Raw genomic sequence first — 23,721 nt, forward strand, 5'->3', positions numbered from 1 at the left:
AGGCTTATTTTTTTTGAAAAAAAATACCATAACATCAATACTAGCTTGATATTTCGGTATTTTTGTCAACAATCTGAAAAATACAGAATTTTAATTAAAAAATTCTGTATTTTTGTTCTTTAATATTTAATTATATTCTTAAGTTATAATAATAATTTTTCAATAACAGCCTTTTTCTTAACCTATTAATGCCGCTATTCAATAATAACCCACGTCAATTATTAAAATTTAAACTAAACTATTTCAAGATCTTCCCTATCTCTAACCATATATTTTTTAAATAATGTACTAGCTATATAGTATAATACTGCACCAAGGATAGCAGTAAATCCGCTTCCTGTTGTAAATAAAAATATATTACTTTTTATTGAACCATTATATGGGTTATATACAAATAACATTGTTACTACACATGAGATAAGTATACATAATAATCCAATAATATTATATCCATTACTGTATTTATACGCATCATGCCCTTTTAAATTATAAGCTGATTTTAACGATAGTTTTCTTTTTCTAATAATAAAATAGTCTACTAATATCATACCTATAATCGGACCTTGTACATATGCTGCAAGTGAGATGAAAGCACCAAAATACTTCTCTACGCCTCCCCATACAGTAAGAACACTTACATAAATCATAGCTATTATAACAAGCAACTTATAACTAACTTTAGGTAATCCACTCTTCACAATCATACAGTTTACATACGACCCAGTCCCTTGAGTTCCTATATTAGCAAATGCTACTAGTAGTAAACTTAAAAGACCTAATGTTGGAGTCGCTAATACTGATAACATTGTTGTAGGATCACTTTCATAAGCACCTGTTTTTACAAACATTGCTAAAGTCATAACTCCACCTGTTGCAACAAAGAATGGCGCTACAACACCATAAGAAAGAGTTGTTCCCCAATATCCGCTTCTTTCTGTTTTAGCTAATCTAGGCATAACTAACGCTTGCGTTGACCAAGAGAATGCAAAAGCAACATTTCCTTCAGCTGACATCATAAAACGTTCTAGCGCGCTAATTCCTTCTTGATTAACAGGTTTTACAGCTAGTATTTCTGAGAACGGAACAGAAGTTATACTGATGAAAAATACTATTACTCCTACCACCAATAATGCTCCTACTAGGAATCTATTAGTCCATTTTATTACTTCTGGTCCCCCTATAGCTATCAGTGTCCCTAAAACAACACATAACACACCTAATATAGGATTCCATAAATCTTCATTTAATACTATTCCAAAATTCTTCATTAGATTAATCATTGAAGAAGAAAATAAATTAGCAGCAACTGCATACCATCCAAAATTTGCCAAACTAATAACAATTGATAATATAGCAACTCCTTTATTTCCTAATACAGCCCTTAACCATATCCATAAATCTATACCATATCTTACTGCAAAGAAAATTGGTAAGCAACTCACTAATACCCAGATTAAGTTAAAAGCAAAAATATTAATTAACATTTGCTTAAATCCTAAAAATTGTGCTACATATGCTCCTTGTGTATAACACCATGTTGCAATAGCAAATCCACTTGTTGATAAAAATAAATCCATAAAAGAATATTTTCTTTCATTACTTAAAACTGGCACTACTCCAGTAATTGTTTCTCTTTCGATATAACTATTCTGCATTACTTAATTACCTCACTCATACATAATATTATTAACACCAAACTTATTATTATTATTATGCTTATTATAATATAACTATCTACCTTAGTGATTCTTTTAGGAAATTTATATTCCTTACTTTCCATTATATCTAGTCTTCTCTCTGTTTCTTCATATATTAATTCTTCTAGATTTTTACTCATTACTATTGACTCCTTTTTATTCTAATGCTTCTTTTGCATATAATTTCGTATACTTATACCATATGTATAAATATTTACCTACATTTTTTCCTAAGCTGTCTTGATGTAGAGCCCATAAAAACCAGTAAAACGATATAATTGCAGTATATCCTAAATAGGTTTTTAATTTATCAGGTGTATAACTCTCTCCTAGGTATTCTTTAATAACCTCAATAGCTTCTTCTACCTTATAATCTGAACAAGCAATAAACGTTCCTAAATCAACTGCTGGATGCGCCATACCTGAGTACTCCCAATCAATTAAATACATATTATTTTCTTTATCTATTAAAAAGTTAGGGTCATAACTATCACAATGACACAAACAATATTCTTGATCATCTGATAATTCATTCTTCAGTTTCTCCACCAAGTCTACTAAGTCACTCATATCTTCAAAATCATCTCTATTATTTTCTGCTAGTAGGTGGCGGAATCCATCGATCTGTTTCCAAATATCAAATTTATACTCTGTTTTTTCACCGCTATTATGTAATAACTTTAGATATTTTAAAGCTTGAGAAACATCTTCCTTATTATGATAATCTAAATTTCTAGCATTATCTATATAGTGAGAAATCTTCCAACCTTTCTCATCGATATAAATGTGAGTATTATCTATCCCTAATTTCTTAGCCACCTCCATTGAAGCAGCTTCACTTTTCCTATTAATATACTCTTCTGTACCTTTACCAGGATGTCTATAAACATATTGTTTCCCCGAAACAGTAAATTTAAACGACGTATTCGTTAACCCTGCTTTTATTGGACTTATTTGTTCGATTTCTTCTTCTTTGCATTCCAATATATTTGAAATGTTATTTAAAATTCTAGAATTAGTATTTTTTAGATAATCCTTATCAAACTCTCTTAATTCTTCTAAAGAATCAAACTCTCTTATAACATCCTTACTATATCTTCTTATACGTAAATCTAATTCTGATATAAACTTAATATATAAGTCCTCCCACAGCCCTTCTTTTACTGCTTGTTTTTTATACTCTTCTCTAAGAATTGAAGAAAACTTATTACTAAATTCTCTATCAAAATATACATGGCCTAACATTACCCAAGTGTCAGATCCGCCTATTTTCGCATCAATTATTCTATCTTTTTTATCAACAGTTATACAATATTCATCAGTTTCACCTTCTTCATATACAGATGAATAATACCCTTTATAAACATACTTTTCAAATGGGGTTTTTTCAAAGTAATTATCAGATGAACAAATGTATGTATTTGATAATTTATCTGCTACTAGAAGCATAGAAGATGTATTGTTATATCTATAATAGTCTTCATTTACAACAATTTCCACTCCATATTTCTCTTCTAGATAAAACATCTTTTCTTTCATATAACCAACTACTAATGTTATATCTTTTATACCTACAGAATGTAATTGTTTAATTTGTCTTTCTATTAAAACTTCTCCCTTTACATTAAGTAATCCTTTAGGTTTTTCATACGATAACGGAGCAAATCTAGTACTCATACCAGCTGCTAATATTACTGCATTATTAACTTTATATGGTTCTAGAGAATCTATTCCATTTTTGGTAATTTTATTATTTTTATCTATTAATCCTTTATCTTTTAATTCTGCAATTACTGAATTAACTTTCCCTAATGAAATATTTAAATCCTCAGCTATTTCTCTTTGTGTTTTATTTGAATTTTGTAATAATTTCATTAAAACTTCGAATTCTGATAATTTAATCATAAAGCACCTCTCTTTTTGTTCATTTCTTTCGCTTATAATTATTTTTTTGAACACGGCGGTAAAAAACTGAGATTTAATTTAATAATTAAATCTCAACCTTAATCATTTTAACATACTTATAAAAAAAAGTCTAATTTATATTAGCTGATTTCCAATACCTTTATCTTAATTTAGTTCACAATTGATAAATTAAACTTTTTACTTCACCATAACTTTCTTTATTCCAAAATTAATAAGTTTCGCAAGTATTATACTAACAACCAATACTATTACTGTAAATATAACATCATTTACTTTTGACGAAAGATAATATCTTCCAAAATACTGTATTACTAACCCATGAATCATATACAACTCAAAGGAGATTCCCCCTAGGGCAGTTAAATATTTATTTTCAAAATTTATATTTCTTATCAATAATATAAAGTAAAGTGTAAAAATGAGATTATCCATATTTGCTGCTAAAGCATACATGTAACTACTTGTAAAACCAAGTTTAATTAATACAATATCATAATTATGAAATACAAACATAAGAAGTGTAGTACTAATCATAATTGTGAATAAATTATTATCTATTACTTCATCTATTTTATCTTTATTTTTTGCCCATACTAGCCCTAAAATAAATGTTAAAATACTATTATACCACCAAAATGAATAATGTAATTTAATAGCTATAATAATATAAATAATAATAAACATACTATTAATAATAATAGCTACTCTTTTATTTTCCACAAATTTGAATGATAAATAAAAGAATAAATATATAAGAATTATGACATCTATAAACCAACCATTATATATAACTGTTTTTCCAACTGTGAACAGCTTAATAAAATAATCGAAATTAATTGATTCTTTATTCATACCTATTCTATATATCAAATAAATCATCCATATGCTTATAAATGGAACTAAAATTTTCAATAATCTTTTTCTAAAAAAATTATCTAAATATGTTTTACTTTTGCTATTTTGAACATATAATCCATATCCTGATAAAAAGAAGAAAATAGACACTATATAACTTCCCATATAAGCAAAGTTAGTGAAAACATCCCCTGTAGTAACCTCTTGTGATAAATGATGTAGTATTATACCTACAGCTAAAATCCCTTTTAAACCATTAGTTGAAGCTGGATTTAAATAATCTCTTGAATTTTTTGGTAACAAATAAGCAAATCCAGAAATTATCAATAAAACAAAAATATCCATTCTACACTTCCCACTTAAATACTGTTTTAAATGCTGTATTTAAATCGGTTGCAAAAACTCTATGAATATCATTAATATTTTTCACAGGAGCTTCTAAATAAATAATATTTTTAAATCTTCTTTCAAATTTTTTATTACTTAGCATTTCTACTGCTTTTTCAAAGTCAACTCTACCAGAACGAGATGAACCTAATAGTGTTAGACCTTTTTCCAATACATCACGAGTATTAATATTAACATTATATTCACTAACACCCATAAGTACTAAACTACCTTGTGGTTTTATATATTTAATAATATCATTAATAGCATAACCACTACCATCTCCACCACAACATTCTACACCATGATCAAAACTTAAATCAGCTGGAATATCATCAGTAATATATCGTTCTTTCGCAAAACTAAATAATTCTAATTTTTCCCAGTGACGACCTATAACGATAATTTCACAGTTAGGCAAAGTATAGTTGATTATATTAGCCATAACATATGCTAAACTACCATCACCTATTATAGCGATTCTATCCTTTTTACTATGAGAGTTTTTCATAAATCTATCCATAGCATGCATACCAACACTAATAAACTCTGTAATAGCTGCGACACTATCTTCTACACCATCATATGCTACTACTCTATCTTTTGGTAAAGCTACAAATTCTCTCATAAAACCATCATATCCACTAGATAAGAAATGTGTTCCACTCATATAATTTTCATAGAATTCTTCATCACTAGCTCTTGGTGGCTGGTTAGGAATCATCACTACTTTTTGTCCTACTTTATATGTACCAGTAGGGTCAGATATCACAATACCTACACATTCATGAATAAGTGCCATAGGTAATTTTTTAGCTAAAATTTTTGGATCTCTTTTCCCTTGATAGTATCTTTGATCCGCATGACAAAGAGCCATATAGTTAGGTCTAATAACTATTTTATCTTTATCATTTAAATTTTCTTCATTATATTTTACATTAATAAATTTCGGTTTTATCAATTGATATATTTGATTAATCATATTATTCTTCCTCTAACATACTCTTAGCAATTTTAAGATCCGTTACAGTAGTCACTTTAAGATTTGAGTATTCTCCACGAGCTAGCGCTACTTTTTTCCCTTTAATAACAAATATTTTACATGCATCTGTTAATATTTTTTTCTCTTCTGCATCTAGTGATGTATATAAGTCTAGGAAGTCTTTACAACGGAAACTTTGTGGAGTTTGTCCTTGATAATAGTGTGCTCTATTTGGAATATTAGTAATATACTCCCCATTTGTACTTTCAACTATTGTATCTACCGCTTCTACTACTGTATCTACTGCATCACTTTCTTTAGCTAATCTAATATTATCTTTAATTATTCTAAGTGTAATAAATGGACGAACAGAATCATGTGTAACTACGATATCTTCATCTGTTAGCTCTTTATATTCATTTATTCTTTTAATAATATTTTCAATTGTAGTATTTCTATCTACACCACCTGGTGTAATGATTATTCTATCACTAAAAGTAGGAACATATTGTTCAACTAAATCTTCTGCATGTGAAACCCAGTCTTCATGCACTCCTACTACTATTCTTTCTATTTCAGGCTCTAATAGAAACTTCTCGATAGTATGAATAATTATCGGTTTATTACCTAAATCTAGAAATTGTTTTGGCATGTTACTAATTCCCATTCTAGTTCCTGTTCCACCAGCTAATATCCCTGCGTAAATCATGTTTTTCTCCTTAATTATTTATTTTCTATTTTAGTTTATATTTCATCTATCCTATTATATCATATATTAAGATATTCAACAAAAAACTTTACAATTTTTAGATATTTTGAGTCGTTATCTTGAAAATATGATATAATGTTTAATAGAATTTCTAAGAAAGGATTTTTTCTTATATGAAGAGCATAAAAATGAACGCCTTAGCCTTCATGGGTATACGAATTCTTAATATAATTTTCCCCATCCTAACTGGAACTTATGTCGCGCGGGTGCTTGATAAGACTTACTACGGGTATTTTAACTCTGTAGATACAATCCTATCATTTTTCTTACCATTTGCTACTTTTGGAGTTTACACCTATGGCTTAAGAGCTATAAGTAATGTTCGAGATAATAAAAATAAAACTAATAAGGTATTCTCACAACTATTTTACCTTTGTATGTTTTGTACAATTGTAACTACTGCTATTTACTTTGCAACTTATAATTTATTCTTTGAGAATAATCCTACTCTAAAAAAAATATATTTAGTAATGGGTGTACAATTAGTCGCTCAAATATTTTCTATAGAATGGGTAAATGAAGCATTAGAAAACTATAGTTTTCTATTTTATAAGACTGCTGTCATTAGAGTATTAATGCTAATATCTATTTTTGCATTTGTAAGAGATGAACATGACATCATAATATATACACTTATAATGAGCCTATCCACTGCTTTAAATTATGTAATAAGTTATTTTTGGATAAAAAAAGATGTTAAGTTTGTTAGAATTAAAATCAGAGACTTAAAGCCTTTAATTTTACCACTACTAGCTATGCTATTATTTGCGAATGCAAATATGCTTTATACATTTTTAGACAGAATATTTCTTGTTAAAGCTGGAGAATCGATATACGTTACTTACTATACAATGTCACAAAGATTAGTTACTGTCTTAGCTGGTGTAATAACAGGGGCTATAGGTGTAAGTTTACCTCGTCTGGGTTATTACTTAGGTAATAATGATCGAGAATCATATACATACTTAGTAAATAAAGGTAGCCGAGTATTCAATTTCTTTATTATACCTCTAAGTTTCGGTCTAACACTTTTAGGACCACATGCTATCCTACTTTATGGTAGTGAAAAATATGTAGCTGCAGGTACTCTTACATCATTATTTGCATTCAGAACAATAATATCAGCATTAGATACCATTTTAGGTTCTCAAATTTTATTTGTAAATGGCTTCGAAAAAAGAATAACATTATATACCCTATGCACGGGGATACTAAATTTTATAATGAACTTTTTATTATTTCATAATAATATTTTTAAACCTGAATTTTATTTAATTACCACTATAATATCAGAAATAGTTTTACTTATTATATACATTACTTTTATTAATAAGAAAAAATTATTTAATCTTAAAAACATATTTAAATATACGCTGAAATATTCATTATTTAGCTCTACTTTTTTACTTGTGTATTTTATAGTAAACTATATTTATCCAGCTGAGTTAGTAATTAATCTACGATTTTTAATCAATACAGCTAGTATTATTTTATTATCGATATGCTCATACATAATACTACTAGTTATCAATAAAGACAGTGTATTTTTAGAACTATATAACAATTTGTTATCACTGAAAAATAAATTTACTACAAATAGGAGGTCTTAAAGCAGATGAAGAAACTTACTTTAGATGAAGTAAAAAAAATACAACTTGAAATACTTGCTTATATAGACTCATTTTGCAAAAAAAATAATATTTCATATTTCATTAATTATGGTACACTTCTTGGAGCTGTAAGGCATAAAGGATTTATACCTTGGGATGATGACATAGATATTTCAATGGATAGAGAACATTACAATATGTTCATAGAAAAATTTAACGAAGATTCTTCTAAATATAAAATTTTGTCCCTAGATACCGACAAAACTTATTTCAACAATTTTATAAAAGTCGTTGATACCACTACTAAAATAGTTGATAATAGAAATTATAAAACTTTTTCTTGTGGAGTCTTTGTTGATATTTTCCCTATGGATAAATTTAATGATAAAAAAATAATTAATACCTGTTATATTTTGGAAAGCTTGAAGCTACTATCTTTTAGTAAAAGAAAAAATATTATTTATAAAGATAGCATTGTAAAAGATATAATTCGCAGTAGTTTCTGGGGCTTGTTTCTTCCAGTATCTCCTAGATTATTTGCAAATATAATTGAAAGAAAAATAATTCAAGATACTGATAGAAACGGGAAGTATACTGCATTTATACCATCAAAATTAAAAGAGAAAGAAATCTTTAACGCTCAAATTTTTAATGAGTTTATTGATATGGAGTTTGAACACTTAACTCTCCCTGCCCCTAAAAACTATGATGTTATCTTAACACAATATTATGGAAATTATCTTGAGCTCCCTCCAAAAGAGAAGCAAATTAATATCCATGAATTTGAAGCATATAAAATAGAGGAGTAAGTTATGAATTTAATGTCTAAAGAAGAAATAAAAGAACATCAATTGGAGATATTAGATTTTATTGATGATATTTGTAAAAAAAATAATATACCATATTTTCTTAGTTATGGTAGTATGCTAGGTGCTGTTAGGCACAAAGGAATGATCCCTTGGGATGATGATATAGATATATCTTTATATAGAGAAGATTATAATAAATTAATCGATAGCATTAATAAATCCAATCATCCTAAATATAAAGTTTTAGATTACAATAATTCTGATTGGTATTTCCATAATTTTGCAGCTATTATAGATAATAGTACTATTATAAAAGATACGGTTAAGTATAAACCACATGATACTAGCATTTTTGTTGATGTATTTCCTATAGACACTTTTGATGATTTGAGCATCATTGAAAAAAGTTACAAACTAGTTGCACTCCGTCAATTATGTTATGTAAAAAAGGATCGTTCAACTTATGGAGATAGTAAAATAAAAGACTTTATTCGAGTTATTTGCTGGTATGCACTAAGACTATTTAATCCACGTTTCTTCTATAAAAAAATAGAAAAATTAGTTAGTAGTAACTCAAAAGAGAACGGAAAATATGAAGGCGCAATAGGTATAAGTAAGGACGGACTAAAAGAGGTCTTCCCTGCTGGTACACTCAAAGACCTTATATATGTTGAATTCGAAGGAAGAAAACTACCAATTCCTAAAAACTATGATAAATTCCTTTCACAATTTTACGGCGACTATATGACACCTCCTTCAGTAGAGGAACAACAATGGTATAGTCACAATATTCAAGCATATAAAAAATAATCTTTTTGTTTAAAAAGGAAACTATCTTCCTATCCTTAACAATAGAATTATATATTTGATAGCTACGAAAAAATACCTTAGAGTTAAATTTTCTCATATTTAACTCTAAGGTATTTCTATTTTTTATATTATAATTTATAAGTAGCAACTCCTAGCACTTTTTTTCCAACATTTTGAACTATTTGTAACACTTCTTCAAAATTCTTATATCTAGTTATCCCATACTCTTCAACAAACAGTACGTTATCAGCTTTTATTATTGTTGTTATTTCATCTATATTTCCTACTGTTATATTATCATTAGTAAGTAACTCACTATATTGTTTTGAGAACTTGTCTATAATTTTTTTATCTGAAGATAATAATACTACTGCACTATTCCCTGCTTTATACTCTATTAATTCCTTTAAGTTAGAAGCCGAGCTTAGTTTAGTAACAAAATTAATATCATATTTACTATAATCACCCGCTCTATTGATTGTTGGATTAAATATATATAGAACTATGTTACCTAAAACAGTTATAATGAATGCCGCAACTCCCAGAACAGCTAATCTAATCAATAAACTTACTTTACTAATTCCAGATTCCTGTCCATCTTTCGCTGCTAATTCAAGAGAATTTATCGTTTCTAATTTTTCTATTTTAACATTTGCGTAAGTATCTTTAAATTTATTAACCACACCATCTAATTTCTTCTCGATAATATCGTTAGCCATTTTACTAGGTGTAAGTATTTTAACAGTTACTCCTGCGTTATTAACTAAAGGACTTACAGTTATTTTCTTTTCCCAATAATCATAATTAGAATTTTTTAACGTATTAGCACTAGTGTCTAATTCTCTCTCTAATACTTTCATATCTTTTTCTGACAAATCATTAAATAAGTAAGCTCCATTTATATTGGCTGTAACTAGTTTACCATAAAAGTCACTATATCCTCCAATTTTATTCTTATCGAAACTTTGTTGCTCTTCTAATGGAGATGTAATTTTATAAGTGATGTATGTATAATAATTTGTTGTATCTTTTACTATTGTTTTATTATTTATTACTTTATATGTGTAAGGTATTGCCATTACACAAAATACCAACACTAACACTATAAAATTAATTACCTTTTTTTTATATATATTAGCATATAAATCTGCTATTGAATAATTTTCAAACATTATTGTTCTCCTTTTCTATTAACTATATGTTTTATATTTTTATTAAGTAATCCTGCTCCTAGAAATATAAGTAAGACTATTCCCCAAAATTGCATAGTAAACAGACTTAAAAAACTCTCTGAGAAGCTACTTCTTGGCATAAAGAATAGATAATTTAAGATTAAAAGAGTTATACCATAAGCTAATACTCCCATCCTATAAGCTATTCTCATCATATATATAAATAATATTCCTAACAAAATATTAAATAAAAATACTCCAAAAAAGCCATAATCTGTATATAATTCCATTATATAACTACTTCCTATCCCATGACCATTTAAATATTCTTTATCTAAAACAATATACGATATATTATGCGAATAACTGTTACTTTCCAATGCTAGTTCTACACTGTTAGTAGAATTAACAAATGGCTTCCCTCCAAATAAAATTCCTAGGCTTCCTTTGGTGTAATATTCTAGAATAGGCCCAAAAGTAAAGTTCACAGTGTCCCTTACCGGTATATTACTATTGTATAAATATCCTCGAGTTAATACTCCAAAACTGGTACCTTGTTTATATATGAAATCTAAGATTAAATTACCTATTCCTCCATTTTCAACCTCGGCATCATCTCTAATATAATTTAACAGACCCATAAATATCATTATTAATGGAGTACCTACGTATAAAATAATTTTTTCTTTAAACCCTATCCATTTTCCTTTTTCCGATTGATTTCTCATAAAATAATATAGAAATGCAAAAATCAAACTTAGTATGAATGGGTTTCTTGTACCTATAAATAGGTGTATTGTATTTGCTGCAATAACCATCAGCAAAACAATTGTAGACTGTAATTTTTTAGGTTTAGTCGCTAAATATATACATAACGAATATAACATAAACGTAGATATCGTATATGTAAAATATGGCAATTCACTTTTGAAGTTGGCATAATAATCATAATACGTTGTATGCAATCTGAAAATTAATCTTTCTATTAGTCTTAAAGTATAAAATGGATAAGATATTAGAAAAACTACTAAAGAAACTAATCTAATATTCTTTATATAAACTTGATTCGCTATTCTTTCTTTATTTTCACCTTTCTTAGAAACCAATATCCCCCCTAAAAATAAGCCTATTACTGATATAGCTATAATTAGAAATGAAAATTTATATGCTTCCGCCTGATAAGTATTTAAAACTCCATCTTTAAAATAATCTATTGTAGGTCTCGATACTAGAAACACAAAAATAGTTAAATAAAATATTAAGTGTATAATATAATACTTTATGTTAGTAAATGTATATAGGATACTACTAATTAATAGGCTTAACAATGTAAACAGCAATAACTTCAATTCATTAGTATATATATAGGATATACCAATAATAATAGTTATAAAATAACTAAGCATAGTTAGTACAAAATATAACTTTTTGCCTTCTATACTCACTCTACTTTCCTCCTCTATTCATGTATTCTCTTACTATTTTCTATATTAGAAAATAATAATTTTCTATACAATTTAACGTTAACAAATAATACTAACGCAGCAATTCTTCTATTTCTTCTAAAAATAGTATTTTTTGATATCTTGACTGCATTTCTTTTTAAAAAGCTCAAAACTTCTCTATAGTGATCTAATTTTCTATAATCTTCCTCTAGAAGCATCTTATCTAAAATAAAGAAATGAGCATATGAAAGTCTAAAGAATGCTTCATCTAGTAATCCTCTATATTCTTTAGATATTAAGTCATAATATTTTTTATAAATATCTATATATACCAAATCTATTTCCCTATATGGTTTTGTTGTAATACTATCCCCTCTATGAAAATAATAATAATAAGGTTTAGTACTGATAGCATATTTATCAGCATAATTTATTAAATCATAATGATAAAATGCATCTTCATATATTTTTCCTACCGGAAATTCTAGCTTATCTGCGATTGATTTTTTTAATAGTTTATTACAAATACTTCCAGGTATCTTTTCTCCTATCAAATATTCTTTTAGAAAACCTTCTTTATCACAAACAAAATCCATATTTATATCACTGCACTGTGGTGTTTCACTATTTGAGTAAACATTCATTACTCCACAGATAGAAACATCAGCATTTTTTTCCACTATTTGATTATATAGTGTATTTAACATTTCATGGTGAATATAGTCATCTGAATCAATAAAAATCACGTATTCTCCTGTTGATTCTCTTTCACCATTATTTCTTGCATCTGATAATCCCCCATTTTCTTTGTGGACTACCTTAATTCTATTATCTCTTTTTGCTAATTCATCACATAGTTCTCCACTATTATCTGTTGAACCATCGTTTACAAGAATTATCTCTAAATTCTTATATGTTTGATTTACAATTGATTCTACACAACGTTCTAAGTACTTTTCTACATTAAAAACTGGTACTATTACGCTAATTAACTCTTTGTTCATAACTTCCTCATTATTTAAATATTTTTTCAATATCTTCTATCTGTTTTTCAATAGTAAACGTAGATAGAAATTCTCTAGCTTCTTCCTTATTAAATACTTCAGATCCTTCTATATATTTAATTATTTCTTCTACTGCTTGTTCATCTGTATTTATTATTTTCCCAAAACGACCTTTCTGGGATAGCTCTTCAGCACCCCCGACATCTGTTGAAACAAATGGAATACCTAAGCTTAAAGCTTCCACATAAACTCCTGGAAACCCTTCTTGTTTAGACATAGATAATAATAGCTCCATATCTTTTAAATACTTATATGGATTTTTTTGATATCCTAAAAAGTGAACATATTGTTGTAAACCATATTGGTCTACTCTTCTTTTTAGTTCTTCTTCAAGTGTTCCAGTACCTATAAAATACAAATGATACTTTTTATCTTGTTTATGCAATAAGCGAATAACTTCTAATACTCTATCTGAACCTTTATTTTCTTCAATTCTTCCTACTGAACAAATACTATTAGAATTAACTTCAGTATCTACACTCTCTTTTGATTTCTCTATTATCTCTTCAAAATTATAGCCGTTATAAATTGTACATAACTTGCTTCTATATTCTGGAAATACTTCTTCAATAGATTCTCTAGTTTTCTTCGATATAGCAACAATATTATCAACATCTTTCAAATGTTTTTTATGAGAATTTCTTTTCTCTTCATCATTAAGAAATTCTTCTATACTTCCATGTATCCATGCTATTTTTTTTACATTGTTTCTCTTTGAAAAGTTAAAAGGTGGATTCATGATAGTAAATGATACTTCTATATCATACTCATCTTTTACCAATAATCTTCTTACTATACCAGGAAAATATATACGCAATCTCCATAAAATCGCACGCAATAATCTAGATTGCTTATAACTTTGTAATGACTTTAATATAGTCACATTATCTGATATAGGCTCGTATCCTTTATCAAAATGTTCTATCTCCAATATATCTATATCATACTTATCCTTTGGAAGATTTCTAATTACAGTAGAAAGTATCTTTTCTGCTCCTCCTCCCAACGAGTAAGACCACATAAAAAATAATACTTTTTTCTTAGCCATAATATTCCCCTTTATATTTAATATAACTATTTTCCATATCAGTTATTACCGCATCATGATGTGGTACTTGTTTTTCCTTTGGTGGTGGTGTCATATAATCACCAAAAGCTGTTTTTAAATAAATATCATACCCTACAGGAATTGGCATTTTTGTATTTTCAAAATCAATAAAAATATTATCATCAAATGCTTCAATTGGATATTTTTTCTTCATATATCCTGGTCCTGTACAAAGTTCCGTTATACCATCACTTTCCTCACGTGTATATTTAGTCATTTCACGCTCAGCTTTTTTCCAAATTTTATAGCGTAATGATTTTGGAGTAAGTCCTAGTAAGATTGTGCTTCCCCACTTCATAATAGCACCATGTTTTTCTGGAATAGTCTGTGCACAAAATAGTGAGTAAATCAATGCCCAACGCACTTGTTTTTTCCTACTAGATTCATCCTTTGGATAATAATCCAAAGGTATAACATCAAGTGCTAATCCATGAGGCATATCTAGGTCTTGTTGATATGGTTTAATACATGTTGTTTGAGTATCTCTTATCGTGATAAATAAGTTTCTATCTACAAACTTAGAATCACTTTTAGATAAAAAGTACTCTTTTTTAGCATACTTATTCCACAATTCAGGTAGTTTTTCATAATCTTTTCTTGGCATAAAAAAGTCTAAATCATCATCCCACGGGATAAATCCTTTATTTCTTAAACCACCTATAGCTCCACCGCCACAAAGGTAACAAAGTAAGTCATGTTCACGACAAAATTCTACAAAATATTCAGCCATTTCTAAACTTTTATTTTGAATTTCTTTTAAACTACTCACCTACAACCTCCGCTACTATTTCTTTGAAGTTTTCAACAATAACCTTAACATCTTCATCACTTAAACGAGTGTGCAGTGGTAAAGTTACTTCATTTACAAAATAATCATAAGCATTTGGATAGTCTTCGATATCAAAGCCTAAGTTACTATATGCAGTTAATAGTGGTAATGGTTTATAGTGTACATTACAACTAATTCCACGCTCTGCCATTTTTGTAATAATTTCACCACGTTGCTCATAGGTAGCACCTTTAATATGTGTAATATATAAATGTCCTGAAGATTTATAAGTATCTGTATAATGTACTAATGGCACTACTCTAGTTCCTTCAAAGGCCTTATCATATTGTTCTACTAATTCTACTCTACGCTCTAGTAATTCTGAATAACGATCTAGTTGAACTAAACCGATAGATGCCATAATATCAGTCATATTACATTTATAACCTGGTATAACTATGTCATATTCCCATGAACCAGCTTTTGTTTTAGCTAAAGCATCTTTAGTTTGACCATGAAGAGAATATATTTGAAACTCTTTATATAGTTCTTCATTATCAAAATTAGGATTTTCTTTCCATGTTACGCTTCCACCTTCAGCTGTAGTAAAGTTTTTAACTGCGTGGAATGAGAATGTTGTAAAGTCAGCTACTGCACCAACTTTAACACCTTTATAAACACTTCCTAATGCATGAGCTCCATCGGCCACTACTGCAATACGTCCTAATTTTTTTTGGTATTCACTATTTGCTTTAAATAATGATTTTTTCGCATTTACTACTTCAAAAATTTTGTCATAATTGCATGGAATACCTGCTAAATCAACCGGAATTACAGCCTTTGTTTTTTCTGTTATCGCATTTTCTAAAGCTTCATAATCCATTTCGTGACCATCTTTTTGAATATCAACGATTACAGCTTTCGCCCCAACATGATAAATAACACTACATGATGCAGTGTAAGTCATTGCAGGTACGATAACCTCGTCACCTTCACCAATACCTAGTACTCTTAGTACTAACTCTAGGGCAGCTGTCGCTGAATTTAAACACACTGTTTTAGGTGTTGTAGTAAATTCTGATAATCTTCTTTCTAATTCTTTTGTTTTTGGTCCTGTTGTTATCCAACCAGATTTTAAAGTATCGATTACTTCATTAATCTCATCTTCTGTTATATCTGGTGGTGAAAATGGTATATTATATTTTTTCATTTCTAACTCCTATTTTATAACCGCTAAAGCAGTTCTTATCATTATTTTAATATCATTTATAACACTAAATTCTTTAATATATTTTAAATTATATTTCATCTTATCTGGTAGAATCTCTTCTACGTAGATATCATCAATACTTCTACCGCTTCCCTTATACTTCTCAATAACTTCATCTTCATCTTTATATTCTATGCTAGCTGGAGATGTTATCCCTGCAGGAAGAAGTAATGTTGCATTCATTTCATCTGTATAACGATTTACATATTTAGCAACTTCTGGACGAACACCTACAAAACTCATGTCCCCAATTAAAACATTTATTAGTTGCGGGAGCTCATCTAAGCGTACTTTACGAAGTTTATGCCCAACTTTACTGATGCGCGGGTCATTTTGCTGAGTAACTGCAGCCCCCATCTTATCAGCATCTTTTACCATTGTTCTAAATTTAAAGATTCTAAAAGTTCTACCGTATGTCGTTATTCTCTCTTGCCTATAAAAAACAGGCCCTTCACTATCTAGTTTTATCCAAATAGCAATTCCTAAAATAATCGGGGATAATGGAATAAGCAAAAGTAATGCTAAAACCTTATCGAAAAACAATTTTAAGAATAAAGACACTTTCTTTTTTTGTATATTTTCTCTATATTTCTTTACTATTTCTGTTTCAAATCGTTTATCAACGTTCATTGTTCACCTTACAATGCCACCTAAAGATGAATATCTTAATAAATGGCTACTTCACTCTAAAATACATATAATTTTTATCCCTTTATTATACCATATTTTTTTATAGAACTAAAGAATATATAGAGATATTTTTATATAGAAAACCTTTACCTATCAACCTTTTTAAAAAGAGTTACAAAGAAAATAATTTCTCCGTAACTCTACCTTATTAATTTTTTATTTTTCTTTTCTAAAACGTAAAAGTAATCCTGCAATCGCAAAAGCTCCTACTAAACCTAATAGGCTTGATGAAGTAGTCATACCAGTATTTGGTAATTGTTTTTTCTTCTCAGCTTTTTTCACTTTAGTTACTTCTTTCTTAGTTGAAGTTGGAGTTGGTTTTACTTCAGGCGTTGGTGTTGGCGCTGGTTTTACTTCATTTTCTAATACATATTCATATACTACATGAGTTGAACCTTCTTTTAAAGTACCACTCTCTGCAGCAGATGTTGATGAAGTACCAACAAGAATATAATTTTTACCATCGACAGCGATTTTTTGAGGTCGTTCGTTACTATCTTCTCCAAGATTATAAGTGATTAGCTCTCCTTTTGAATTATAGATAGGTGTTAATGCAACCTTTGTATAAGTATCTTTAAGTTGTTTATTCGTACCTTTAATTACATAATCAACAACTACATCCCCTTGGTATAATGCAGAAACATCTTGGTCAGCCATGTCCTCTTTTTCAGATATATAATACGTTACCGCTGGATTAGCTCTTAAGTTAAATATTTCAGCATAATGGAAAAATGTTTTTTTATCAAGATTTGTATCTTCTGGAATATTAGTCCAATCCCCATTATTTGGAGTAATATAAGTGCTAGGATTAGTTACTGATTTTATAAGATGCCCATCTTTTGCATAACTATCATCTATCGATGAAGGATTACCAAGACCACCCAGCCCTTTACTTCCTTCTTCAGCAACTAGAGAGTGGTTTGGATACTCTTCTAAGTTTTGCGCACCTGTTTCATATCCTTGAACTCCACCTTCTTGGCTTGCTTTCCAAACCATTCTAGCGTCAATTGGTAAATATTTAATATTTTTCGCTATTTCAAAAGGAAGTGTGATTTCAACTCTAACAGCTTGACTCTTATCAAAGCTAGCGTATAGTGCATATGCAGCAATTTTTCCATTTTCAAGAGAGGCGTAATCATCCTTACTTCTATTAACTACATATGGTTTTTTCCCTGCAGCAAGCTCCTCAGAAGTTGGTGTGTCAAAAGTATTCTCTCCACCTTCCAATGTATCGTCATAAGAAACTTCTTTCATCGGCTCATTTACAGATACTGGATTACCTTGTGAATCTCTAGTCCCAATAAGCGTAAAGTTAACCGTTGCACCCTCAATTTTAGGAACACGAATTAGTACATCACTTACCGTTTGGCCATGATCACTTGAATGCATTCTTTGAAAAGCAACTGTATATGGATAAGTTACACTTTTCCCATCTTTACTTAGAGTTGCATTTTGCCCCTCTACATTAACGTGACCACCTTCGTTAATAATATTTTGTTTTTGAGCAGTAGAACTTACCGTATTCTCGCTATTAGTGTTACTTGTTGTTGCATTGGCTACAGAATTGTTAGCAGTTGTGACTTCATTACTAACTGCAGTAGTACTTTCGGCAGCGTTAGTAGCCTCTACATCAACTGCATTAGCTTTATCTCCACCAACAAGTGCAAGACTAGTAGGTATAGCTGCACACATTAATAAATATTTAATATTTTTCTCCATAAAATATTTTCTCCTAATTATTGATTATTAAAAATTTTTATTCATACATTTTCTTTTTAAAAATATGAACATTTTTAAAAATATCTACAACTAATTATAATACTTAAAATTTAGAAAATCAATATTTTATGTGTTGATATCAGTAAATAAAAAATAAAAAGAATAGTTCCTTAAAAACTATCCTTTTTAAAATTTTAAAACTCGCTATATACATATTCTTGAACATTAGAAAAGTCCGTCATAAAGCAATAAATTATTATCCCCATAATTACTATATAGAAAAATGCCGTCCAAAATATAAGTCTATGTTTATCATTAATTTTATTTTTTAAGTTTATAAAGAGCTCTTTCAAAATCAATCCATCCTCTCCAACCTAAATGCATTGCATCAAACATATAGTATTCTTCATACTCTTTACTTGAATAATCCATTACTTCTATATTATTTTTTTGAGCAATTTCTTTTATTTTATTATAAGCGACTTGACGCGTTTCACTATCTATCCCAGTATAATCACTCCACTTCCCATTAGCAGGAAGAATGGCAAATTTCATCTTAATATTTAAGTCTTTCACTATCGATAATAAAATATCTAAGTCATCATATTCTTTAGAATCATCATACTTTGTATTTTTTGAACTATTTTTTAATTGATCATATTTATTTCTTATGTATTTATCATAATATGTATTATCAATCTGGTAGTCATTATTATTAGTTTTTTCTATAGCTTCAGTCGTGACTTGCTCATCTAGTTGATCCCAATTATAGTTTGGTGTATTTTCACCACTCATTGGATAATTTTCCTTACCTTTATTTCTATAAAAACTATATTTATTTTTAAAAGAATGTATATAGTTATTTAATTTTAGGAATTCTCCTGTAATAACATTACCCTTACCTTCTACAAAGTATCGTTTATAGCTTTTATACTTATCATTTATCTCTTTATTAGTAGATGAAAGTTCAATTACCCTATTAATAAACTTCTCTTTAGTTTCCTTACTAATCTTTTCATTAGCCATAGTATTGTATACATGTTCGTCAGATATTCTAGATAAAAATGCATCTTTTAATATTCCATTTTTATTATCGAACCATTGGATTGACTGTATCATAACTATCTCGTTATTTCTGACATCATCACCTATAGACCCTAGCGTAGCAGCATGAATAATATTTTGAGAATTACCAACCCCTACTTGCATAATATTAAAATCTCCATAATTAAAAATCTTCTTAGGATGAAAATCTTCATTAATAGTTGTTGTTAACTCAGATGAGCCTAATAACAACACTGTATTAGGAGTCATGTTTTCTAATATCATATCCTTACTTTTATACTTCTCGTAAGATGTATTGTAACGCATACTATTGTCATTAACTTTATAGTAATCTTCGATTTTCTTTATATATGTTTTATCTAAAATAAAAAGTGTTATTAATACCAAAATTATTGATATTAAAAATGCCCTTAACTTTATCATTTTTTATTATTTCCTATTTTCTATATATGAAATTACCTTATTTGGTGTATCTATCTCTTCGTATGTTACTTCTGTTGGCGCTATACTTAGTCCAAAGATTTCTTCGATTCTTACCAACATTTCAACGAACGCCAATGAATCCATTAGACCTTCTTCTTTCATATTTATGTCTAAATCTTCTCTAACTACATCATCTTCACAGATTTCTTCTAACATATCTAATACTTGTTCTTTTACCATCTTCTTATTCTCCTTTAAATAAATTATTTATTTAATAAAGTCATTAATATTTTATATGGTTCTCCAGAAAAAATATATAAACCAAATATTACTAGGTTTATCGTTATAAACCAGCTACATACTTTATACCATGCTTTATTTTTATTTTTCTTATAAAATTTACTCTTCTTCTGATAATATTCAAACCCTGCCATAAGTATACCGTGGTAAGCTCCATAGACAATATAGCTAATTGTCAAACCATGCCAAAATCCCATTAAAAGCATATTTACCATATAAGCATACATTGCAGTATTCAATCGCTTTTTAAACCTTTTCTTCTTTGTCGCCTCCATAAACACTCTAGAGAAAACAAAATCTCGTAACCATGTTGAAAGTGTGATATGCCATCTATTCCAAAAATCTTTTATATCTATACTTAAAAATGGTTTATTAAAGTTCATCGGCGTTTTTATACCAAGAATATTACTACTACCTACTGCCATTAAACTATATCCAGCAAAATCAAAGAATAAATATAATGTATATAAATACATATATTTTATGGAATATTCTAAAGAACCAAAATTAGGAAGAGTTACTAAGTAGTGATAACTATAAGTCGATAATACAACCTTATATAATAATCCTAATACTACTCTGTATACCCCTACTCCTGCAAGTTCTAAATATTCATCTCTCGGCATTCGCTCTTTAATGTCTACCATAAATCTACGACTTCTATCTATTGGACCAGAGCTCACTGTTGGGAAAAATAATAGAAACTGTATGTAATCTATTATACTAATCCTCTCTTTAATTAGGCCATCCGATATTTCAATCATAATCTGTATTGTCTTAAAAGACATATATGATATTCCAATAAACGCAAGTAAATGCCACTGTGTTAACGCAAATACTTTGTTTATTATTAATGGAACTACAGATAAGAACACCAAAATCTTTAAGTATTTTGCATTTTGGGTTTTATGAGCTATTAAAACTAAGATATATTGATAAATAATAAACCCTATTAAATAGCTTAACATCAATGTTTTTTTACCATAAATTACTATAGCAAAAATTACAGACAGTGTTAGTATATAATACTCAGTTCTTTTCCCTAGATAGTTTATTATAAAACCAATTACTAAGGCTAGAATTAAGAAAAAGAAAAATTCATTACCTTCAAAGTAACTCATATTACACTAACTCCTTTAACTTTTTCTTATCAATTTTACCATTATTATTAAGTGGCATTTCTTCTAAAAATACAATTTTCTTAGGTACCATATATTCCGGAACTAGTTTTTTTAATTGTTTTTTTATTTCTTTTGTCACTTCAAAACGTTTCTCAATATTATCATTATAAACAATAAAAGTTGTTAATGATTTTACTTTACCATTCTCATAATTAGGCAGAGTTGCCGCTTGACGAATCTTTTTATTTTTTAATAGATTATTATCTATATCTTCCAACTCTATTCTATGACCATGTAGTTTGACCTGGAAATCTATTCTACCTTCACAAAATAGCATATTATCTTTAAAGTAACCTAAATCACCTGTTAAATAGCTTCTTACTTCTTTTCCATCTAGTACGTCTACACCAAATTTCTCTTTCGAAAGCTGCTCATTTTTAAAATATCCTTTGGCTACAGTATTTCCAATTATTACTATTTCACCTTTGCCTTCACTATCTACATTTTTCAACTCTACTTTTGAGCCCCATTTAACCTTACCTATCGGTAGATTCTCATAATATGTTTGGACTATATCTTTAGTAACTTCTAACCAAGTAACCATTACTGTCGATTCAGTAGGTCCATAAGTATTAATCACCTGTGCTCCTGGGAAATTCTTATGAATCTTTTCTACCGTTTGAGCAAATAGTTTTTCTCCGCAGAAAACAAATTGTTTTACTTTTGGCATTAGTTCTTGATTGAAACTTTTATCAATAAAGCACATCTCGATAAATGACGGTGTTGAGATCCATATCGTCGCATTTGATTTTTTTAATTCTTCAAACATAACTTTGAAATCTTCTTGGTGTTTTTTGTCTATTTGTACTAACGAAGCTCCTAAGTATAGACTTGGCCATAAAGACATTACCGAAAGATCAAATGAAAATGGAGGATGCCCAAGAAACACTAACTCATCATTTTCATTATAATAACCTGTATACCAGTGTAAAAAGTTATTCAAGTTATTGTATGTAATACAAACACCTTTTGGTTTACCTGTACTTCCCGATGTAAATATTATATAAAAAATATCTTCTCCTTTTACATAATATTCCTTAGAGATTCTTTCTTCAGTGCTATTTATTATTGCTTTCGCTAATTCAACATTTAACATTTCTTTAGATAGTTCTATATCTTCAGTAACTAATACTAATTCTGAATCAACTGTACGAACTATCTCATCCACTCTCTCTTGAGGAGTATTTATATCAACTGGACAAAAAGCTCTTCCTGATTTAACACAAGCTAGAAAGAAAACTAGCATAAATGGATGCTTATGCCCATATACTACTATTGGATTTTTATTGTTCCCTAATTTTTTTTCTAAATAAACAGCTAGCTTATCAGAGTACTCAATTAGAGTTTTATATGTTAGATTTTCATTTTTATATATATTATTAATGTACACTTCTTTTAAACTATCTTTATACTGATCTAGTTTTTCAAAAAAAATTAAGCTCACAAATCCTCTCCTTAAATTTTTTTATAACTAATATTATACCACTGATAGTTAAAAATTACATTGTATTTTTTATCATATTATTATTTTTTTGCTAACAGGTGAATTAATTAGTATAAATAAGCAGTTTATTACATATCTGACTACCAAATATTTTTCCATTATAAATATTAATTTTACATTTTTTAAACTAAATTTATGTATTAACTGTTAAACTTTGTTATAATAA

At 28.4% G+C, this 23,721-nt stretch carries 21 protein-coding genes; 3 read left to right on the plus strand and 18 right to left on the minus strand.

The genetic code is table 11. The features are described from left to right. Window positions 1–233 precede the first annotated feature (233 nt). The 6 genes from T369_RS0105695 to T369_RS0105720 all read right to left on the minus strand — a co-directional run bounded on the left by T369_RS0105695 (window position 234) and on the right by T369_RS0105720 (window position 6,556). Entirely contained in the window at window positions 234–1,655 is a 1,422-nt protein-coding gene (locus tag T369_RS0105695; protein ID WP_031552877.1) for a cytosine permease, read from the minus strand. Continuing rightward, window positions 1,655–1,837 carry a hypothetical protein gene (locus tag T369_RS0105700; protein WP_031552879.1) on the minus strand — a complete coding sequence of 61 codons (183 nt, stop codon included), beginning with the start codon at window positions 1,835–1,837 and terminating at the stop codon, window positions 1,655–1,657. The genes T369_RS0105695 and T369_RS0105700 overlap by 1 nt, the downstream gene beginning before the upstream one ends. A gap of 16 nt (window positions 1,838–1,853) precedes the next feature. Beyond that, complete coding sequence (locus T369_RS0105705) at window positions 1,854–3,602, minus strand: phosphotransferase (RefSeq protein ID WP_031552881.1); 1,749 nt, start codon at window positions 3,600–3,602, stop codon at window positions 1,854–1,856. 198 nt (window positions 3,603–3,800) lie between these two features. After that, the gene (locus T369_RS0105710; RefSeq protein WP_031552883.1) at window positions 3,801–4,823 is read right to left on the minus strand and encodes an acyltransferase family protein; all 1,023 of its coding nucleotides are present in this window, start codon (window positions 4,821–4,823) and stop codon (window positions 3,801–3,803) included. Between the two features lies 1 nt (window position 4,824). Next, entirely contained in the window at window positions 4,825–5,847 is a 1,023-nt protein-coding gene (locus tag T369_RS0105715; protein ID WP_031552885.1) for a ribitol-5-phosphate dehydrogenase, read from the minus strand. A 1-nt stretch (window position 5,848) separates the two neighbouring features. Beyond that, window positions 5,849–6,556: an IspD/TarI family cytidylyltransferase gene (locus T369_RS0105720; RefSeq protein ID WP_031552887.1), complete on the minus strand. Its 708-nt coding sequence runs from the start codon at window positions 6,554–6,556 to the stop codon at window positions 5,849–5,851. A gap of 173 nt (window positions 6,557–6,729) precedes the next feature. Between T369_RS0105720 and T369_RS0105725 the strand changes: the two genes are divergently transcribed. The 3 genes from T369_RS0105725 to T369_RS0105735 are packed head-to-tail and all read left to right on the plus strand — an operon-like array spanning window position 6,730 to window position 9,845. Then, window positions 6,730–8,226: an oligosaccharide flippase family protein gene (locus tag T369_RS0105725; RefSeq protein WP_031552892.1), complete on the plus strand. Its 1,497-nt coding sequence runs from the start codon at window positions 6,730–6,732 to the stop codon at window positions 8,224–8,226. Window positions 8,227–8,231: 5 nt separating this feature from the next. Continuing rightward, complete coding sequence (locus tag T369_RS0105730) at window positions 8,232–9,035, plus strand: LicD family protein (RefSeq protein WP_031552894.1); 804 nt, start codon at window positions 8,232–8,234, stop codon at window positions 9,033–9,035. Between the two features lie 3 nt (window positions 9,036–9,038). After that, entirely contained in the window at window positions 9,039–9,845 is an 807-nt protein-coding gene (locus tag T369_RS0105735; protein WP_031552897.1) for a LicD family protein, read from the plus strand. A 128-nt stretch (window positions 9,846–9,973) separates the two neighbouring features. Here the strand turns inward: T369_RS0105735 and tarQ are convergent, their stop codons facing one another. The 12 genes from tarQ to dltA form a co-directional block, all read right to left on the minus strand. Continuing rightward, window positions 9,974–11,017: a teichoic acid biosynthesis protein TarQ gene (gene tarQ, locus T369_RS0105740; RefSeq protein WP_031552899.1), complete on the minus strand. Its 1,044-nt coding sequence runs from the start codon at window positions 11,015–11,017 to the stop codon at window positions 9,974–9,976. Continuing rightward, the gene (locus tag T369_RS0105745; RefSeq protein WP_051108765.1) at window positions 11,017–12,423 is read right to left on the minus strand and encodes an O-antigen polysaccharide polymerase Wzy family protein; all 1,407 of its coding nucleotides are present in this window, start codon (window positions 12,421–12,423) and stop codon (window positions 11,017–11,019) included. Before T369_RS0105745 ends, tarQ begins: the two co-directional genes overlap by 1 nt. A 53-nt stretch (window positions 12,424–12,476) precedes the next feature. Next, window positions 12,477–13,466 (minus strand): glycosyltransferase family 2 protein, encoded by a 990-nt coding sequence (locus T369_RS0105750; protein ID WP_031552904.1) that lies wholly within the window; start codon window positions 13,464–13,466, stop codon window positions 12,477–12,479. A gap of 10 nt (window positions 13,467–13,476) precedes the next feature. Beyond that, window positions 13,477–14,574 carry a glycosyltransferase gene (locus tag T369_RS0105755; RefSeq protein ID WP_031552908.1) on the minus strand — a complete coding sequence of 366 codons (1,098 nt, stop codon included), beginning with the start codon at window positions 14,572–14,574 and terminating at the stop codon, window positions 13,477–13,479. Then, on the minus strand, window positions 14,567–15,403 hold the full coding sequence (locus T369_RS0105760; RefSeq protein ID WP_031552910.1) for a LicD family protein: 837 nt from the start codon (window positions 15,401–15,403) through the stop codon (window positions 14,567–14,569). The genes T369_RS0105755 and T369_RS0105760 overlap by 8 nt, the downstream gene beginning before the upstream one ends. Next, window positions 15,396–16,613 (minus strand): DegT/DnrJ/EryC1/StrS family aminotransferase, encoded by a 1,218-nt coding sequence (locus T369_RS0105765; protein WP_031552914.1) that lies wholly within the window; start codon window positions 16,611–16,613, stop codon window positions 15,396–15,398. Before T369_RS0105765 ends, T369_RS0105760 begins: the two co-directional genes overlap by 8 nt. A gap of 9 nt (window positions 16,614–16,622) precedes the next feature. Then, complete coding sequence (locus T369_RS0105770) at window positions 16,623–17,303, minus strand: sugar transferase (protein ID WP_031552917.1); 681 nt, start codon at window positions 17,301–17,303, stop codon at window positions 16,623–16,625. Window positions 17,304–17,519: 216 nt separating this feature from the next. After that, on the minus strand, window positions 17,520–19,082 hold the full coding sequence (locus tag T369_RS0105775) for an LPXTG cell wall anchor domain-containing protein (RefSeq protein WP_031552928.1): 1,563 nt from the start codon (window positions 19,080–19,082) through the stop codon (window positions 17,520–17,522). Window positions 19,083–19,403: 321 nt separating this feature from the next. Further along, window positions 19,404–20,570: a D-alanyl-lipoteichoic acid biosynthesis protein DltD gene (gene dltD, locus T369_RS0105780; RefSeq protein ID WP_031552931.1), complete on the minus strand. Its 1,167-nt coding sequence runs from the start codon at window positions 20,568–20,570 to the stop codon at window positions 19,404–19,406. 6 nt (window positions 20,571–20,576) lie between these two features. After that, window positions 20,577–20,810: a D-alanine--poly(phosphoribitol) ligase subunit DltC gene (gene dltC / locus T369_RS0105785; RefSeq protein WP_006363929.1), complete on the minus strand. Its 234-nt coding sequence runs from the start codon at window positions 20,808–20,810 to the stop codon at window positions 20,577–20,579. Window positions 20,811–20,833: 23 nt separating this feature from the next. Beyond that, window positions 20,834–21,991, minus strand: a complete 1,158-nt coding sequence (dltB, locus tag T369_RS0105790; protein ID WP_031552934.1) for a D-alanyl-lipoteichoic acid biosynthesis protein DltB — start codon at window positions 21,989–21,991, stop codon at window positions 20,834–20,836. A 1-nt stretch (window position 21,992) separates the two neighbouring features. Then, a complete protein-coding gene (dltA, locus tag T369_RS0105795; RefSeq protein ID WP_031552936.1) occupies window positions 21,993–23,495 on the minus strand; it encodes a D-alanine--poly(phosphoribitol) ligase subunit DltA in 1,503 nt (500 codons plus the stop codon). Between the last annotated feature and the right edge of the window lie 226 nt (window positions 23,496–23,721).

The organism is Gemella sanguinis ATCC 700632, assembly GCF_000701685.1.
Classification (GTDB): Bacteria; Bacillota; Bacilli; order Staphylococcales; family Gemellaceae; genus Gemella; species Gemella sanguinis.